Genomic DNA, 17,756 nt, shown 5'->3' on the forward strand with positions numbered 1-17,756 from the left:
GATCACACCGATGACGATGGCGAGTCCCGCATTCACCGGAATGGGGGCCGCCGGGGTCACCAACTCGATGGGTGCGGGTGCAACGCTGCTCGCCGGGATGGGCGTTTTGTCGACCCTCAACAATTCACCTGCGTCCGCGTGGCTTTTGGGAGCGGTCAATCCGTTGAATCCACGGGCGAGAATGGCCGAGCGTCAGCGAAGGGTTACCGGGTACGGGTATTCTCGGCCGCATATGATGGAGGCGTTCCCGGCCAGCTATATGAACCGACTTCAGTTCGCCGAGGGGGCAAGGGACGCGGTCGAGGAGCACGAAATTTCTCGGATCCGAGGTTTCAATGCGACCGAAACGCTCGCGACGCCAGCGGATATCAATATTCCCAGTGGGATCGATACCGCCCGCGGTGCCGCGCTCGCCGTGCGACGGGCAGCCAACAGGGGCGCCATGGACGGCGACCTACTCGGTGCGCTCACCATGGCCGGATTCACCGATAGGCGGATCATGCTCGATGCCATCGACGCTCATAACTACGGGCAGAGTAAAACAGCCGAAGAACCGGCGAAGTTCAAACCTCTGGCTGCTGTCGAGGCCCTTCACCGGGCCTTCGAGAGCAATCCGACCGAAGCCAACCTGTACGCATTGGAGATGGCTGCGGTAGACCTCCGCACTCAGCGAATCGGTGGTGTCTCGCTGACAGATTCGCAGTTGGATGACGCCAGGCAATATCTCGCCAACCCCTCGCTGGCCAAGGTCAAGGAGTTGCAGCTCAAGGCCGATCGTGTTGATGCCGATGGTGCAGTGATCACTACGCAAACAAAAGCAGAAAGCCGTGGTGCCGAGCGAACATTGAACTGGATAGCCAACGGCCATGCGATGAATATTCTCGGCGGGGTCGATGAGCTCCTGCGGACTCCGCTCGATGAAATCCAGGCGGCACACCGGATTACCACTGTCGGCGGCGCCAACTCCCGTGTGGTTCATCCCAAGGTCCGCAACCTCAGGGACCATATCAGCGACGCCCGCGTCTTCGAACGTCACACCCAGGGCGAAGGCGCGTCGGGTGCGGATTTGGCGCCGCCGCGGTAGATGCCATAACGGGTGAGGGTGGTCGAAACAATCCATGAACGTGCAGGTATTGGCGGCGAGTGCGGTGGCCGCGGTCATCGGGTGCTTGTTCATCGTGGTCGCGGCATTCAGCGGGGTCAGTAATTCGTCCGGCGAGCAGTTCTTCAACTGTCAATGCGACAGTGCGATCGGGCCGGACCCGTCGGCTACCACCACTACGACTGCCGGTTCCACCCCATGCGATTCCGACGAGGAGTGGGAGCCGTCCGATGTGCCCTCGACAAATCCTCTCGTGTCGATGACCGTCGCGCCGGGCGAGACGGAGATCTCGGACTATCACCGCGCCTGCATGTCGGCGATAGCTTCTGGGGCACCTCCGCTGCAAACCCCGGCACTGCGCAACGCCAACACGGGTTTCGCGGTCGATTGCGCTCGTGAACTGGCATATGCGCAGGTTGGTCGTCGGGCAGGAGGATCCGACGTGGCGCAGGGAGAAGTGATTCGGGACCTGGTCTACGCCGCTTCGGCCGCAGTGCCCACCGGCCGTTGTAGTGCGCCGGCCGACGGGACCGCCTCCGGCTCGACGGGTTCGGCCTCCCCAAGTGCGCCATCCGGGTATACGACGCCGACCGGCTCCTGCGCCCAGACTGCCGATCAGCAGACGGCCGTGTACCTACCCAGTACAGTCGCAGGGCAGGCGCTGTGTGGTCAGCGCGTGCGACTCGGCGCCGTCTCGCCAGGAGATCTGGTCTTCTGGGATTATCGTGATAACGCGCCTACCCGGGCGGGGATCGCGGTGGAACATACCCGTGTCACTGCGACCGATGCGGACACGGGCGAGTTCGTAGCAGGATTGATGCGGGTCGTTGCCGTCGATCCGGCCACTGGCGAGTTCATGCTGCTGGATGTTCCCTCCGACAGCGACGCACGCGCGAAACGGGTACTCGCCGGAGCGGCGAACTGACCTACGTGCGGTGTCTCAATAGCCCATGTACGCGCCGCCCTCGCGCATGCTGGCAATCCCTGGCACATTGCTCACCGAGCCGTACCGATCGATGGAGTATCGAACCCCGGCGATAATGTTGTCCACCGGGTTCCAGATATCGCGGTGCCCCGGCAGCGAATAGGCGTTGAACGTCGGGTCGATGGTCTGCATCAGTCCCTTCGACGGGATACCTGCGGCCGCGTTGCTGTCCCACAGGTTGATCGCGTGCGGGTTGCCGCTGGACTCGTGCTGGATGATCGCCGCAATCGCCGAGCGGTCGATCTGGCTTGTGTCGTAGCCGTTCTCGGCCAGTACACGCATGGCCTGATCGATCCATTGACTCTGCTGCCCGGTCGGCATTGTCCGAGGTGGGCCCGTACCAGCGCCGCCGCGGCCCGGCCGGGTTCGGCGCCGCCTGCGAGGTGCAGGTGCCTGGGGCCGCGATTCCCGGACATATCGACCCGCGAGCGCGGCTACCCGATCCGCCGACACCGCGGCGTTGGTCTGCCCCTGGCCCAGCACGGTCCCGGCGCGCTGTAGCGCCCTGCCGAGCGTGGCGATCACCATCTGCTGGCCCTCGGGCGTGTCCGCCACCGGCCCCAAGGCGGTGAGCGCCGTGTTGACTTCGGCGATGAGTGTGCTCATCGCCGCCCTGCCGTGGGCGGTGGAATTCGCCGCATCGCCGAGGATCCGCTCGAGCTCGACGTTCAAGTTGCCGAGGGCCTCGACGCGACGAGACGTATTGCCCTCGTGGAGACCGTATTGGGCGCCCATCTCCCCGCCCAAACGTAAGGGGCCGGTCGGCGCGCCAGTACTGACGACAGGCGGTGCGTAGCCCTGCCCGGTGACCGCTGAGGGCGAGCCATCGCCATAGCGTCCTGCGATGGCGGCAAGCGCTGCCATCGCAGGCGCGGCCATCCCGACGAGCGCGGCGGGCAGAGCGCCCAAATCCGCACCGGCCGCCGCGGAGACACCGCCGGTCCGCGCGTCGCCGACCGGTGGTACCACTCCCGGCGCGGTGGCAGGCGATGTCGGAGTAGGCGTGCCACCTGATTGTGCGCCCGGCTTGGCGGCCGTCGCCGCAGCTCCCGCCCCGGGCACGGAGGAGCCTGTGGGCGGGCGAGGCTGTGCTGGGCCCTTGTTGCCGGCGCGTTGCCGTCGTTCTCTGCGCCCGGGTGCCGGGTCGACGGGGCCGGTATCGACAGTGGGCACAGCCACGGTCAGTACCCCACGTGTGCGCCGCCGGCGCGTACCGCCTTCACCCCGGGCACGTTGCCCAACGAGCCGTATCGGTCGAGTGCGTAGCGCACGCCGGCGATGATGTTGTGGACCGGATTCCAGATGTCGTTGTAGCCGGGAAGTGCGTACTGCCGGAAGGTCGGATCAATGGTCTGGAGCAAGCCCTTCGAGGGATTCCCTCGTCTGGCGTTGTCGTCCCACAGGTTGATCGCCTGTGGATTGTTGCTGGACTCGTGCTCGGCCATGATGGCGATCGCCGCGGGATCGACCTTGGTCATATCCGTGCCGGATCGGCGCAGGATATCCATGGCCTGCTGGATCCACTGGCCGATCGAACCGCCGACTCCGACGTTGCCGCTGCTGTATCCGACGCTACCGCTATAGCTTGCGGTCGGAGGCTGCCGTCCGTTGATATCCCAGAGATATTGGCTGGTCAGCCGCTGAATGTGAGTGGCCATGTCCTTCGTAGCCGATTGCCCGGACGAGACGATCGTGTGCGCCTTCTGCAATGCGGCGGTGAGGATCTGGTTGACGTGCGCCTGACCTTCCCGGGTATAGGCATGCGGCCCCAGTTCGGCCAGCGCGACATTCACTTCCCGAATGAGCTGAGTGAGCTTCTTCCGGTCGACCTTGTGGTTGCCTGCCAAACCCGAGACATACTGGGCCAGCTGATTGTCGAGATTACTGAATGCGGTCGCCGCAGTGCGCTGGAACAGCTGTCGCGCACGGCTACCGGTTACCGCGCCGCCGCTACCCGGAGTGAGGCCGAGCATCTCGCGCAGCTCGATGACTTCAGGATTGGTGGGATTGGCATCGCCGTATGCGGCTGCCAGCAGCCTCAGCGCCTTGATGGCGCGTTGCGCCGCAGGAGATAGGCCGGCGGTGGTACCGACTGCCACCGCATCGGCCACGCTCTCAGCATCGCGTCCGGGATTGGAAGCAACCGGCGTTGCGCGGGAATCTGCCGATGTCTCATCTGATGGGGACGCAGTGCCCCGAGTCGGTGCCACCGCTGACGGCTGGGGCGAGCTATCGCTCCTCTCGCCGCCGAGCCCTGAAAGCGCCGAAGCGATCATCGGTAGTACGCTCATGCCCGCGGACTGGGCGGTTTCCGCCAACGACGCGATTGTGTCGGTATTCGAGACCGAGGCGGACTCGGTATTCCCGGCCGGCCCTCTCGAGGCCCCGGGCGTCGAGACCTGCGCAGCATCGACGGCCGAGGCGTTTGATGTACCAGGCCCCGCGAGTGTGCCTGCAACCGGCGAGAAGCTTGGTCCGGTGGGCGGGACACCCGGACCGCCTGAACTATCGCGTGGTACGGAGATGGCTGCTGCAGTCCGGCTGGATGCGGCGGTGTCGGGAGGTATCGCAGAGGTAGCGGGAGTTCCATTCGGGACGGTCGACGCCGGTTGCATGGCCACACCGCCGCGTGGCCGTCGCGATGGGGGCGACCAGGGGCTCGTGGTAGCCGAGCCATCGGCAATCCGCTCGTCGTCTACGAACAGCGTTTCAGCAGGTTGCCAGATCTCTGCGCTCGTCATGAACCGACTCCGGCGCGAATTCGAATACTCGAGTGGCGATGCCGGTCCGCTGAGGTCACCCGGGGCCGGAGGCTCATCTGGCTGTCCTCCTGATCAGCGACGTGGCATCCATTGCCGAACGGTGTAGCGCCCGTCGGTGGCGAGCGCTCCCTTCATCCTCACCCGCTGGCTCGCGGCGTGGGTTCCCAGTGTTGGGGATCTTTGACAATGGGTGGGTCGGAAGGGTGTCTGGCACATGACTGATTGCCGCGGTGGAGAGCTGGAGTCCCTGGCTGCCCGGGCCCTGGTGGATGAGTGGTCGTCTCGTCATGGCCGGTGTAGGCGAGCGCTTCGGCTACCGACTGATGGTGGAGGCCTCTGATGGGATTTTGGGGAAGCGTTCTCGGGACAGCGCTGCCGATAGTCGGCGGGGCAATCGGAAGTGTTGTGCTGCCCGGGGTCGGGACCGCGATCGGTGCCGGGCTGGGTGGCTACTTCGGGGACGCGATCGAAAACGGCGGCTTCCGGAAGGAAGGGATTCTCATCGGAGCTGCGTCGATGATCGGCGGCGGCGTCGGTGGCCAGGTCGGCAAACGAGTGTTCTTGAGTGGCCTGAGTAAGAAGGGCACAAAGCGAGTGGCCACCGCCGTGAAGAATGCCAAGAACAATAGCGGTGTAACGGGCGGGGCAAGACGAAACCTGATACGGTCGGAGCGCGCCGCAGCCGTCACGAAGTCCAGGCCCGATTCGTGGCGAAACGCCTTCAATCCAGGTGAGAATCGCTTCGGCAACGTCATCACCTCGAGCAAGGAAAGGTGGGGCGCCCACCTGGCCAGAGGTGGAGGTTCGGGGCTCGGCTACTCTGCCGCCAGTTCGATGTTCCCTCCGCGTGGAGGTTCCGGATCTGCGGGCCAGAACCAGGCCGACAAGCAGACCGCTAATACCGGGACCGGGGAATGGGTCGGTGCCCACGTTCAATCTGCCGGAAAGCCGGGAACTCCCTTTGTTCTCCAGGAGAACAAGGGCCCCAATATCGTGAATCCAGCTGAACCGCAGGGGGTGCTGTGGCAACCTGCCGGATTATCGAAGGGAATGAAGGATATCTGGGGCGGAAAGACGGCCGCCGCGTCCTCCGCGCCGTCCTGATGGGTATCGGGTAGTTAGGGCATTGATGTCGTGACGCAACCTTCGTTTGTGGAATACCTCGATATCACGTATCGCCTGTTCGGCGAGGGTGAGCCGGCCGATATGGAGCTGCCGACGTTGCCGAAGCTGGAGGCCGCGGTCAGTGACAAGGCGAACCAGCCCGGCTACATGGATGCGGCGAGAATGCTGCGGATCACCGCCGGTGCGTACGAGGAGGTGCAGCAGAAGGTTGCGGACAAGGTCTCCAAGACAAAGGAGTCGACAAAGACCGGGCGGGAGAACATCGCCGCGTTGATGGATGAGATCAACCTCATCGCGCAGCAAAATTTCGATGACGTGTCCTTCCTTGGAATAGTCGAGGACGCGTTCATGGCGGTGGACGGGGTCCGGGAGATCGCGCAGAAGGAGACCGGTGGCCTCGGCGACGATATGCGCCAGGATTATCAGAACGACATGAAGGAATTCTTCGCGAAAGCCGAGGCCGATCGGCAGGCTCAAGCGAAGGCGCTCCAAGATGCGCTGTCGAAGTACCAGGGCGGCCCAACCGGCCCGAGTGCCACCGGACCGAACCAGACCGGGCCGGGCATTACCGGTCCTGGCACCACGGGCCCGGGACAAAACCCCCCACCCTGGCTCAACGACAAGGGTCCCAAGCAACCCGGTACCACTCCCGACCCGACACGCCCCGGCACGATCACACCGCCGGGCACCACCACCCCGCCGGGGACGACGAAACCGCCGACGTCGGATATCAAGCCGCCGACCTCGGATATCAAGCCGCCGACGACGACTCCGCCGATTTCCACTCCGCCGCGGGTGAATCCGCCGATCTCCTCGCCGACCTCGCCAGGCCTTGGCGGGATGCCTGGTATGGGCATGCCCGGAATGGGATTCCCTGGCATGGGCATGATGCCGGGTATGGGCATGGGGTTGCCCGGGATGAACGATCAGTTGGCGCGGCGTAACGAGTTGGATCGGGATCTGGCGCGGCGGCGTGAGGAGCTCGAGGATAGGCGGGACAAGCCGCGTGACGTGGTACAGCCGAAGCCCGCGGCGCAGCCCGCGGTGGCGCAGCAGGGTCAGGGGGCACCCGGTACCGCGAATGGGCAGCCGGTGAACGCGAACTCGGGTGCCACGGCTGCTCCCGGGGCGGGTACGCCGCCGCCCCCCGGTCAGGCCGCTGGACCGGTGCCGAACGAGAAGGGGTTGGTGCCGTTCGACTTCCCCGGGCGGCCCACACTGTGGGTATCGCCGGTGGTGCACAGCGCGCTGGGAGCCGCCGTCGCCAACAAGAAGGGCATCGATGCCAAGGCCGCGTACGCGAATACGCCGGCGAAGTGGAACGACGACAAGACGATCGGAATGCGGATCGATCCGAGCCAGTTGATCACCGGCGATGTGGCGAGCTGGAAGGACGGCACCGCGATCGCTGTCGTCTGGAAGAACGAGGGCGGTGCGGGAGCTGCGCCCGCGGCCGACGGTGCGAGCCCGGCGGCGGGCGGTGCGGAGGGCACGCTGGAGATCGTCGCCAACGGCGAACTCCAGGCGGTGACCGGCGACATCATGAAGGAGGACGGGCCGTACGGGGCGTTCAACGGCTTCTTCCATCCGAATGGGATCGATGCGGTGCCGCCCACCGACGCCGGTGCGGCGGCGCCCGCGCCCGCCACGGCGGATCAGCAGCCGACGGTGGTGGCGTAATGGGTGCAGGTTGGTCTGAGGGGAGACGATTATGGCTCTCGATGTCGATCTGAGCGCATTGGTGAAGGCGGCGTCGGGCTTGACCGACGCCGCACGTGACACCGGACTGGCGCTGCCCAGCGGCTGGGTGGTGCCCGCGGGCGCCGACCCGATCTCCGGTGCGAAGGTGCCGCAGTTGAATGCTCAGACTGCCGCTGTCGTGAACGGCATGATCGATGTGCTCAACGCGGTCGCGATGGACGCATACAAGATCGGGAAATCCGCCCAGGCCTATAGCACTCAGGACGATGCGGGGGCCCGCGCGATCGGCGGCCGCGGCGGGGAGATCATCGCGAACCCGATCGCCGAACCGGTTCCGATGCCGCATCGCAAGCCACCCGTGTACTCGGCGCCGAGCAGTGCGGCCATCGACCCGCTGACCTTCGCGAAGCAGTTGCAGGCGGGCCCGGGGCCGGGGCCGGCGAAGGAATTCGCCGAGAAAGTACGAGGATTCGCCCGTGACATCTCCCCGATCGCGAACCAGGCCGTAGCCGATTCGGCCGCCGCCATGGCGCAGTGGACGCCGGTCGGGGAGAAGGTCGCCGGCAATCTCACCCGGTACGGCGGCTGGCTCGGCCATCTGGTCACCGGAATGCGGTTGCTCGCCGATTCGATCGACTCCTACAGCGAGGCGTTCCGGATCGCGAAGTCGACGCATCCGACGCCGGAGGAGATCATCACCGCCCGCAAGGAACTGCTCGCCGCCATGCGCTCCAAGAACGAGGCGCGCACTGCCCTGGCGCTGGCGAAATTCGAGGAGCAGAACGCCCGCTCGGCGGAAACGGTCACCGGATACAGCGCTGCCACCAACACGCCGCTTCCGGGTGAAGCCGCTGCCGCGGAATCCGCCGCGGGTCAGGCCGCAGGCGGTCAGGGCTCGGGCGGCCAGGGCGGCGGCGAACAGGGCTCGGGTGAGCAGGCCATGGACCCAAGCATGCTCGCCAATCTGCTGCCCGCCATGATGAACGCGATGTCGAGCATGGGCGGCCTGCCGCTGGACCAGTCGTCGCAGGAATACCTCGACGACTATGCCCTGGGCGACGAACTGTACGACGACAGCTACGGCTTCGGTTCCCCCGGTGGCTACGGAGGCTTCGGCGGCGGTGGAGGTGGCGGCGGAGGCTTCGGCGGTTCCGTCGGCGATTTCGACGCGGCCGCCGTCGCCGCACCCACACCCCTGACCACGTCGGCTTCGGTGCCCGCGGGTCTGACGCAGGGGTTGCCGCGCGCGCCGGTGATCGAACCGCTGTCCGCGTCGTCGTCCGGCGGGTCGGGCAGCGCGATGCGGGGTGCGGGCATGCCGATGATGCCGTACATGCCGATGGCTCCAGGGGCCGGTGGGCCCGGCGGCGGTGGTGAGGATCGCAACCGGGTCGTCGCCTGGCACCCCGATCGCCTCATGTACGTCGACGACACGCCGCACACCGAGATGGTGATCGGCGAACGTCCGACCATCGCACCCAGCGTCACCCCGCCGACACCGAATTCGGCTGGAGGCAACCAGCATTCGAGTCACTCCGGAGGTTCTGCATGACCAAGATCCATCCCGATGTGCAGGCCGCCCTCGATATGGCGCGCGACCTGCGTCACCGCATCGCCGATATGCGGGAGAAGATCGATGCGATCCGGGCGCGGCGTCCCTCGCCGAGCGGTGCGGTCATTCCCGAGGTCGACGCGATGGGCAGGTTGACCGGCCTGTATCTCGCACCCGGCACGGTGGACCGATTCACCAGCCCGGAGCTGGTCGACGAGATCATGGCCGCGATCCGCGACAGCGCCGCCGACGCCGGACGCCAGTATCGCTTGGTCATGGACGGCCCCCTCGAGTCAGCCGAGCCGGAAGCGACCGCCGGTGCGTCCGGGGCGTCGTCATGACGCAGGCCGATACGGTCAGTCCTGGCGAGGCGATCCGCTGGCTGCACGAGGAAGGGCTGAGCAGGCTGGCGGGCACGGCGGCCAATGCGGCCGCTCCGTTCGGCGCCTTCACGGTGGACGTCGCCACCGGCGCGGTGACCGCATATCCGGTCACGAATACCGGTGCCGGCGCCCAACTGCTGACGTTGTCCGCCGACGAGCTGCCCCCGCCGGTGGAGTCCGCCCGGCGGTTGGTGGTGGCCGGAATCACCATGGGGGACGCGATTCTCGTCATCGATCTGGCCGCGTTCCTCCAGGTCGCGATCAGCGCCGATCATGCGGTGGCCGTGGCGCGTTCGTGGGTGATGCAGTTGCTGCTCGATCCCGAAGTCACCATCACCACCAACAGTGAGGCGGTGACGGTCGGCGACAGCCCGAGGTGTCGCCGCGGATTTTTCCCCGGTGGGGGAGCGTCGATCATTCACGTCGACGACAAACGCCCGCCCGTCACCACCCTCGTCCTCGACGCGGCCGACGACGGCGTCGACCGCATCGAGGTGGCGCCGGACGGCACCGGAGAGGTGTACCTCGGTGCGCGGTTCTGGCCGCTGAGATTCGTGATGACCATCGACGACACGATGTGGTCGGGCCTGGTAGCCGGACTCTCCGGAACCTCGGACGCGCCGGGCCCGGCCCCCAGACCCACCGCGGTGGCGGCTGCCGACGCCACCGAACGACCCCCGGAGATGAACCGATGACGCATCCGAATGCCACCGAGCCGGTCGATTTCGACGATTTCGACGAGGACGGCTATCACGGTGACGCCCCCGCCGCCCCGGACTGGCAGAGCATGATCTACGAAGTGGTCAACCTCGATCACAGCGTCGGCGTCGCCTGCAACCGTGACGGTGAGGTGGTCGGTCTGCACCTGACCGACGAAGCCAGGGAGAACGGCGATGCCTGGCTGTCGGCCGAGATCCTGCGGATCGCGCGGCTGGCCCATCTGAAATCCAGGGTGGGCTTGCGCGCCGAGATGGAATACAACGGCGCCCGCCCCTACACCGTCGACGCCTTCGATCTGCCGACCGAGGCCGCCTACCGAGCCATGGAGAACGCCGAGCTGGGCCGCACGCCCTGATACCGGCCGGATCCGAGACAGGACCCTGACATGTTGGACCGCGACAGCACGCCCGAAGTTCTGCGCCCGGTGCAGGCCTATGTGTATGCCATGACTTCCGGGGCCGGCCAGGTGGGCGCGGCGGTTGGCGATTTCACGCTCACGTGCCGCCCGTCGTCGTCGCTGGACCATGCGCTGGTCGGCGAACTCGACTGGATCACCGAAACTTTCGGCAATGCTGTGCGTAGCTGCCTCGGGCGCGCCGATATCGCACTCCGGGAAGCGGTCGACGGCGCCAATGCCCACGACATCGCCGACATCCTCGGCGCGGCCGCGGTGCGCGGACACCGCCCGGTCTGATCGCCGGAACAGCCGAACGCCATGGAGCCGGAGCGTACGAGCCCCTACTGGGACGCCATCGTCGGCGACGATTGGCCCGAGGTCTCTCCGGCGCACTGGAATGCGCTGGAGACCCGGGCGCGGGCCGCGGCCTCCGCGCTGAACACCGGTGACGCACCTCAGGCGCGGCTGGCCTTCGATCAAGCGGTGCGGGCCAGTGAACGCCTGCAACCCATCAAGGACGAAATGCTGGCGCAGCAGGGGATGCCGCAGGCCTTCGCCGACGCGCTGCTGGCCGCGAGCGAGGTCTTCCGCGGGTTCGGTGACCTGGTCTATCGGACCCGCAACCGGATTCTCGACATCGTCGACGACGCCACGGCTCGGATCACGGCAGTGCGCCGCAGGGCCCAAGGCGATGACAGTGCCGAAAGTACCGACGGCGAGGCGAACCGGCCCACGCCGGAAGAGGCCGAAGCGACGATTGCCGCCATCCTCGCGACCGCGCGCGATGACGTGCGCGATGTGGTCGCCGCGGCGCTGGCCACGCTGAGCCCGTCCGGTGTACCCGCGCTCGCCAGAATCGCGGAACTGCTGAGGCAGCCCGGTCCGTGGACGCAGCGCCGTTCGGGAGCGCCTGATCCACCATCGGGTCGTGCTCCGACGGAGCCGGTGCACGACCGGTTTCGGCAACCGCCCACGGCGCCCGCTGCGCCGAATCCTCGCGGCGGGCCTGTTCCCACGCCGCTGCCGAATCCAGTTGGACCGCACACGCTTCCACCTCCGGTGCATGAGACGCCCGATGTGATCGGGCAATCGCCGGAGGCCAGGGGGCCGGCCGATATCGTCACCGGACCGGGGCCTGCGGCTGGGCCCGTCGAGCCGGCGGGGCAGGGCGAGTCGGTCGGCCAGGGCGAGTCGACCGGGCAGGGCGCGGCGATCGACCGCACGCCCCGGGGCGAGGGCGATTCGACCGGCGGCAGCGTCCCCGTATCCGATCCTGCGGGCGGCCCGGTCCATTCCGGCCCGGTGGGTCGTGGTTCCGCTGGTCAGGTGCCGACACCGTGGGGCGCGGTCATCCCCGATACGGCCAGGGGCGCGGCGGGTTCCGATCCCGGCATCGATCGGTCGAGCAGCCCGGGCGATCGACCCTCCGGCGACGCCTCGGATCGCCTGGCCGGCGCGAGTGCCTATCGTGCCGGTTCGGACGAGCAGCGTTCCGATGGTGAGTCCACTCGCGCGAAATCATCCGGCTCCGAGACGGACCCGGGCGCGGATCCGGCCGACCCCGTGGCCGATGCCGCTATTCGCGCCGCTGGGCAGAAGAACCCGGGGGCGGACTTCGCGGCGGACAGCGATCCAGGGCCGGACCAGGCCGCCGCGGCCGCCATGGGTGCGATGCCGCCTCCGATCTTGCCGGCCGGCCCGCCACCGTCGGCGGTCACGGCCGCAGCGCCCGCTGCTCCGCCACCGCCGGTGACCGGCAAAACCGCCGTTCCATCGAGCGCGGCGGCGCAGCCATCGTCGCCGGCTGCGCCACCCGCGCCGCCGGTGGCGCCGGCGAAGGCTCCCGTCGTCGGGCCGCAACCTGCTGCGGGCGCCCCGGCGCCGACCGGGCCGGCAGTCGCGTCCAACAGCCAGCCGGCTCCCCGGCCCGGGATGCCACCACACGAGCAACCCGCGGACCCGGACGATTCCGGCGACATGGTGCGCAATGTCGTCGGCGCGGCCATGGCGGCGGCAGCAGGACCGTCATTCGTCCTCGGCGACAAGGTCGACGGCGATCTGGTCCTCGCCCGCACGCTGCTGGCCGGTGTGCTCGCCGCCGCACCCCCTGTCGTCGGGCATGCCACGGCGGTCGCGGTCATGCGCCATTCCGGCGGGGTGAGTGCGTTCCTCACCACCAACGAGGGCAGAGGCTGGTTGCCCACCGGAGTGTTCGTGCCGCCGGAACTGTCGACGCCGTGGATGTGGTCGGTCTCCGATGGCTCGGCCTGGGAGGGCCTGTCGGATCCGGCGCGGGTGCTGGCCGAGTTCGGCGTGGCGTGGGGACGCAAATCCGGTGCTCGGCTGACGGCTCTGGCCTCCTCGCTTCCGATCCACGCCGTGCTCGCCGCCCAACTGGGCGAGGTGGCGACGATCGGCGAGGTGCCTGCCTCACCCGAGATGGATCTCAGCGCGCGCACCGGCAAGCTGGTCGACCGGCTCGAACTGACGGCCTCCCCACGCATGCTGGCCAGGGTCGCGGCGGTACCCGACGACGAAATCCTCGCCCGCTGCGTCGATCTGGCTGTCGACGCCCATCAGCGAGTCACGCGGGCGCTCGGCGAGAACGCGCACGCCCTCGGTGCGCCCACCCAGCGCGAACGCGTACTCCGCGCGATTCGGCAAGACCGCGAGGTGCCCGAGCAGTGGTTCGACGAGCTGCGCGATCTGGACGATCTGCTCGCCGCGTCGATGGTGTCACGGCGGTTCGACGCGTCACGGGTGACGCTTGGCGAGTTGCGCGCCGAGCACACCGGCACCGAGGGTGCGGCGTTGCGGGCCATGGTGTTCGAGCGCCGCTGCGATGAGCTCGTGCTGCTGCTGGCCGGCGAGCCGACCCGGCAGTTGCTCCGCGACGCGATGTACGCGCACGCTCAGGTGACCGGGCATCCCGCGCTGGCCGAACCCGCCGCGCCCCGGCCCGGTGCGAACCGGCCATCGGCGGTCTCCGCGCCGACCGTCCGCTGACCAGGCGCGGATTCCCAATGGCGGGAAGCGCCGAAAATGGACGGGTCAGTGGTGTGGAAGGAGTGATCAGGCGTGCCGGAAGGTCTGAGTCTCGACCCCGCGGTGTTGCGGCAGCTGGCTGAACAGCACCGGCGCGTCGCCCGAGACACCCGGGAATGGGCGAAGCCTCCCCTGGATTGGCTCAACGACTTCCCACGGACCTACGGGGCGATCGCTGATCCCGTCTACGAAGCGCTGGTCGAGTACTACAACGAACGGCAGAAGGCAGGCAATGCCCTGGCCGACGATCACGACAGGACCGCGGACTATCTCATCAAGTCCGCCAACGACTACGAGTGGTCCGATCAGCAGGGCGCGCAGGCCGTGCGCGGCGGCGGCCAGGGTCTCGATACTCCGACCGGAGGGGGTGCGGGCACTCAGCCGGTTCCGGCGCCGACGCCCGTCGGACAGACACCCGACGCTCCGTCGACGGGCGGCCCCGGCACGGGCACCACACCACCGGACAGTTCGGCTCCGGACCGCCCGGCCCCCGATCCGGTGCTCCCGGGCGGTACCGCGCCGGATCAGACCGATCCCTCCGGCCCGACAGCCGACCAGCCGGCGCCGAACGTCACCACGCCGCCACCGGTCACACCCGGCATCGGCGCCCCCGGTGCGTCGGAAACCGCTGCGCAGCAACCCGCTGCCGCTTCCGGTGTGACCCCGCAGGTTCCCACCGCGGCGGCGGCAGCGGGCACCGACACCGGGACGAATACCGGTTCGTCCGCGCCTGCCCAGCCCACCGGAGCGTCGGCGCCCACCGCGACGCCACCGCCGTCCAGCGGGATGCCGGGCGTCGCGCCGATGGCGCCGGTCGCCGGCCCGATGGACGATCGGGCCGCCACCGCCCCGCCGTCGCAGACGAGCGGCCGCTCCGACGCCACGCCGATGATGGCGCCGGTGCCGACCCCGTTCGCCGCGGCCGTGGCCGCCGCGAAGGACAAGGCGGCCGAGCCCTCGCATGTGGTCGGCGACGAGGTCGACGAAGATCTGGTGATCGCGCGGACGCTGCTGCGTTCGGTGCTCGCCGCGGTCGACTCCTCGGTCATCGGCCTGACCTGGGCGGTATCGGTGATGCGCGGACCGGCCGGCGCCGGCGTGTTCATCACCACGAACGAGGGCCGCGGCTGGATGCCCGCCGGGCTGTTCCTGCCGCGTGAGGTGTCGTCGCCATGGATCTGGGACGAGCTGCTCGGCACCGACTCCGGCGAAGGCTCACCGTGGGAAGGCGTCACCGACCCGGCCCGGGTGCTCGCCGAATTCGGCCTGGCCTGGGGCGCCAAGGCCAACGCCAAGCTGTCCGCGCTGGTGTCATCGGGGCCGATCGACCCCGGCCTGCGCGCACAACTGCGCGACGTGTCGACCGAAGGCAACGTCCGCCCGGCCGAGGAAGTGGATCTGCGCGTATTCACTCCGGACACCGCCGATCGTCTCGGCCTGTTCGGCACGATGAGCGCCTTGGAGCACGTGTCCGCGCTGACCGACGAGCAGGTCCCCGGCCGCTGCATCGAGCTCGCGGTCGACGCACACGTCCGGGTCGGTCGCGCCGGGCCGGTGCCGGTCGAAGCCGCTGAGGCGCGGTCGGTGCGCGAACGCATCCTGGCGATGGTTCAGGCCGGCCAACCCGTTCCGGCCCCGTGGTGGGACGACCTGCGCGATGCCGACGACCTGCTCGCGGCCTCCATGCTCTCGCGTCGCGTCGATCCCGGCCGCGTCGGCATCGGCGACCTCAGGGTGGACAGCTCGGATTCCTCCCTGCGGGACATGGTGTTCGAACGCCGCTGCAACGAACTGGTGATGCTGCTCGAGGGCGAGCCGACCCGCCAGGGCTTGCGCGACGCCGTATACGCCCACGAGCAGATCATCGAACACCCCCTGTTCGTGGAGGCGCCGTCCGCGGTGTCCGCCGCCGACACCGGCCGCGTGGACCGTCCTGTCACCACGACCGGAACCGTGTCCGCGCCAGGAACTTCGGTCGCCCCGCCGAGCGGAGTCGGTGGCCCGCCCACGGGTGCTTCGGTTCCCCCGGCGGTCTCCCCACCGCCGACGACGCCGAGGAGCGCACAAGATGGCTCCTGAGTGGCAGCGCGACTCTCTGCTCGACAGGAGCCGAGATATCCCAACGGTGGCCATGGATCGCAGCGTCGATGACGCCGCCATGCACGATCGGACACCCTGATGGCCGACGGTGACAAGCCGAAGACCTATCCACTGGAGCAATACCGGCTCGATCAGGCGTACAAGGAAAGCGGCCTGCTTCGACCGGAGGACAGGCCGCCGCCCCTGGCCGAGACGTTGAAAAACTCCGAGCAGGACAAGCCTGCCGACACGGGTGGCGGTGGCGGGAGTTCCGGTGGTAAGCCCGACAGCGGTGAGACGTATGTCCAGAACCCCAACGGCTCGTACCCTGCTGCGGTCAAAGTAAAAGATGAGGGCGACGGCGGTGGCGTCACCGGCGGAAAGTCAGACGACCCGCCGCCGCCGAAGGAGGAGGAGAAGAAGCTCGACGGCACCGCACCCATCAAGGGGGCAGTCGAACCGGAATTCGACGCACCGTCGACCAAGGACATCAAGCTCGACGCCGCCACCGGCAGCAACACCATCAAAGTCGGCGATACCCTCGGGCCGAACGATGAACTGGTCTCGGACAACGGTCGATACGCCGTGCGGTTCCAGGACGGCAACCTGGTTTTCGTCGACAAGGAGCTCGGCCAGAAAGCTCTGCAATCCGGCACGGACAACGGCACCAGCTCGGTTACCGGTGCCCGGTTCGACAACGACTCCATCGACATCCTCGGCGGCCAGCATCTCGCCAAGGGTGACAAAGGCCGGGCGCTGTGGTCGCAGGGATTCGAGTTCGACAAGTCGATCCTCGACAAGATCAAGGCCTACCGGATCAACGACGATGGCACGATCGTCGCGCTCGGCGGCAAAGACAACACAGAGGTCCTGGGTGTCGCCTACTACATGGGCGACCAGAAGAAACACTTCATCCCCGTCGACTTCCCGGTGCCGCCGGGCGGTAGCGAGTTCTTCTATGACACCGTCGCGACGATGCGGCGGATCATGCAGCTCCAGGTCGACCAGCTCGGAGCCGGTAAGCCATCCGCCGCGCCTGATCCGCTCGAGGAACTGAAAAACGCGGGGCTGCCGAGCGGGAAATTCACCTCGGAAATGGTGAAGATCTACCGCGACAATCACGAGAAGATCGAAAGCCTCAACCTGGCTCTCGACAAGCGGCTCAAAGACGTCAAGGTGTTGACCAAGGATCTCGCCAGCGAGGTGAGTGACGCGAAGAGCGACATCGTCCGCAGGTTGGAGGACCTCGGTCAAGTGATGCGCTCGCCCATGTATGCGAGCGCGCGACCGTGGGGCCAGAGCCTGGAAGAGCTGGAAGCGGAGAAGAAAACCAAGGTCCAGCGCACCTACGACAAGGACGGCAACGTCACATCGTTCGAGCTGAGCAAGGAGCTCGAGCAGAAGCTGCTGGATGCTCTGCGCAGCACCTCGCTGGACATCTCCAAGAGGATCGAACGCGTCAAAGACTTCGTCGAGGGGAAGAAGCCTCCCAAGGACCCGGGCGGGAAGCAGAAAGACGGTTCTTCCGGCAATACGGGTGACGGCGGCGGCAAGCGTAATGGCGGTGGGCAGCAGACGCCGCAGGGTCCAGGCCAGCAGCAGGGGCCCGGCCCCACCCCAACCGGCCCTGGCGCCAACCAGGATTGGAGCGGCACCTACAACGATCTTCCGGTCGGCGCCGACAACCCCGGCGGCGGAACCGGCCAGGGCACAACCGATCCGAAGTTGGCCAAGTTCTTCAACGATCTCGCCAACGATATCGAGAAGATCGGGGCCGGCGGTGGCGACGGAACGGGCGGCGGTTCCGGTGGTGAGGGGGGCGGGCCCCTGCTGCTGGCCTGGACCCTGCGGCGTCTGCTGCCCACCGCCATTACGCTTGCCGCCGCCGTCACCCGTATTGCCGGA

General features: G+C 67.7%; 13 protein-coding genes and 1 pseudogene. 12 read left to right on the top strand and 2 right to left on the bottom strand.

Features of this window, described 5'->3' with window-relative positions; translation table 11 throughout:
- Nucleotides 1–1,084: hypothetical protein (locus GV790_RS27800; RefSeq protein ID WP_218586480.1), on the top strand; the 1,084-nt coding region annotated here is incomplete at its 5' end.
- A gap of 34 nt (nt 1,085–1,118) precedes the next feature.
- Nucleotides 1,119–2,027: a hypothetical protein gene (locus GV790_RS27805; RefSeq protein ID WP_163817638.1), complete on the top strand. Its 909-nt coding sequence runs from the start codon at nt 1,119–1,121 to the stop codon at nt 2,025–2,027.
- Nucleotides 2,028–2,042: 15 nt separating this feature from the next.
- Here GV790_RS27805 and GV790_RS27810 read toward each other — a convergent pair whose 3' ends face one another.
- Complete coding sequence (locus tag GV790_RS27810) at nt 2,043–2,996, bottom strand: transglycosylase SLT domain-containing protein (protein ID WP_256673572.1); 954 nt, start codon at nt 2,994–2,996, stop codon at nt 2,043–2,045.
- A 272-nt stretch (nt 2,997–3,268) separates the two neighbouring features.
- On the bottom strand, nt 3,269–4,198 hold the full coding sequence (locus GV790_RS31820) for a DUF4226 domain-containing protein (RefSeq protein ID WP_163817640.1): 930 nt from the start codon (nt 4,196–4,198) through the stop codon (nt 3,269–3,271).
- Between the two features lie 990 nt (nt 4,199–5,188).
- Here GV790_RS31820 and GV790_RS27820 point away from each other — a divergent pair.
- From GV790_RS27820 to GV790_RS27865, 10 genes and pseudogenes are all read left to right on the top strand, one after another.
- Nucleotides 5,189–5,953: a hypothetical protein gene (locus tag GV790_RS27820; RefSeq protein ID WP_163817642.1), complete on the top strand. Its 765-nt coding sequence runs from the start codon at nt 5,189–5,191 to the stop codon at nt 5,951–5,953.
- A gap of 48 nt (nt 5,954–6,001) precedes the next feature.
- Nucleotides 6,002–7,654, top strand: coding sequence for a hypothetical protein (locus tag GV790_RS27825; protein ID WP_163817644.1), 1,653 nt, complete (start codon nt 6,002–6,004; stop codon nt 7,652–7,654).
- 31 nt (nt 7,655–7,685) lie between these two features.
- Nucleotides 7,686–9,227, top strand: coding sequence for a PPE domain-containing protein (locus tag GV790_RS27830; RefSeq protein ID WP_163817646.1), 1,542 nt, complete (start codon nt 7,686–7,688; stop codon nt 9,225–9,227).
- Nucleotides 9,224–9,568 (top strand): hypothetical protein, encoded by a 345-nt coding sequence (locus GV790_RS27835; RefSeq protein WP_163817648.1) that lies wholly within the window; start codon nt 9,224–9,226, stop codon nt 9,566–9,568. The genes GV790_RS27830 and GV790_RS27835 overlap by 4 nt, the downstream gene beginning before the upstream one ends.
- On the top strand, nt 9,565–10,305 hold the full coding sequence (locus GV790_RS27840; RefSeq protein ID WP_163817650.1) for a hypothetical protein: 741 nt from the start codon (nt 9,565–9,567) through the stop codon (nt 10,303–10,305). The genes GV790_RS27835 and GV790_RS27840 overlap by 4 nt, the downstream gene beginning before the upstream one ends.
- On the top strand, nt 10,302–10,685 hold the full coding sequence (locus tag GV790_RS27845; protein WP_163817652.1) for a hypothetical protein: 384 nt from the start codon (nt 10,302–10,304) through the stop codon (nt 10,683–10,685). The genes GV790_RS27840 and GV790_RS27845 overlap by 4 nt, the downstream gene beginning before the upstream one ends.
- A gap of 30 nt (nt 10,686–10,715) precedes the next feature.
- Complete coding sequence (locus GV790_RS27850) at nt 10,716–11,024, top strand: hypothetical protein (RefSeq protein ID WP_163817654.1); 309 nt, start codon at nt 10,716–10,718, stop codon at nt 11,022–11,024.
- 21 nt (nt 11,025–11,045) lie between these two features.
- A complete protein-coding gene (locus GV790_RS27855) occupies nt 11,046–13,733 on the top strand; it encodes a hypothetical protein (RefSeq protein WP_163817656.1) in 2,688 nt (895 codons plus the stop codon).
- A gap of 72 nt (nt 13,734–13,805) precedes the next feature.
- Nucleotides 13,806–15,851 carry a type VII secretion target gene (locus GV790_RS27860; RefSeq protein WP_163817658.1) on the top strand — a complete coding sequence of 682 codons (2,046 nt, stop codon included), beginning with the start codon at nt 13,806–13,808 and terminating at the stop codon, nt 15,849–15,851.
- A gap of 99 nt (nt 15,852–15,950) precedes the next feature.
- A pseudogene (locus GV790_RS27865) lies at nt 15,951–17,756 on the top strand (hypothetical protein); the annotation flags it as partial.

This window comes from Nocardia cyriacigeorgica (assembly GCF_010858045.1).
In the GTDB taxonomy this organism is placed as follows: Bacteria; Actinomycetota; Actinomycetes; order Mycobacteriales; family Mycobacteriaceae; genus Nocardia; species Nocardia cyriacigeorgica_E.

Bases quoted from the DNA above. Each gene is read 5' to 3' on its own strand.
- GV790_RS27805 (WP_163817638.1), top strand. From the start codon at position 1,119: ATGAACGTGCAGGTATTGGCGGCGAGTGCGGTGGCCGCGGTCATCGGG.
- GV790_RS27820 (WP_163817642.1), top strand. From the start codon at position 5,189: ATGGGATTTTGGGGAAGCGTTCTCGGGACAGCGCTGCCGATAGTCGGC.
- GV790_RS27830 (WP_163817646.1), top strand. From the start codon at position 7,686: ATGGCTCTCGATGTCGATCTGAGCGCATTGGTGAAGGCGGCGTCGGGC.
- GV790_RS27835 (WP_163817648.1), top strand. From the start codon at position 9,224: ATGACCAAGATCCATCCCGATGTGCAGGCCGCCCTCGATATGGCGCGC.
- GV790_RS27840 (WP_163817650.1), top strand. From the start codon at position 9,565: ATGACGCAGGCCGATACGGTCAGTCCTGGCGAGGCGATCCGCTGGCTG.
- GV790_RS27845 (WP_163817652.1), top strand. From the start codon at position 10,302: ATGACGCATCCGAATGCCACCGAGCCGGTCGATTTCGACGATTTCGAC.
- GV790_RS27850 (WP_163817654.1), top strand. From the start codon at position 10,716: ATGTTGGACCGCGACAGCACGCCCGAAGTTCTGCGCCCGGTGCAGGCC.
- GV790_RS27855 (WP_163817656.1), top strand. From the start codon at position 11,046: ATGGAGCCGGAGCGTACGAGCCCCTACTGGGACGCCATCGTCGGCGAC.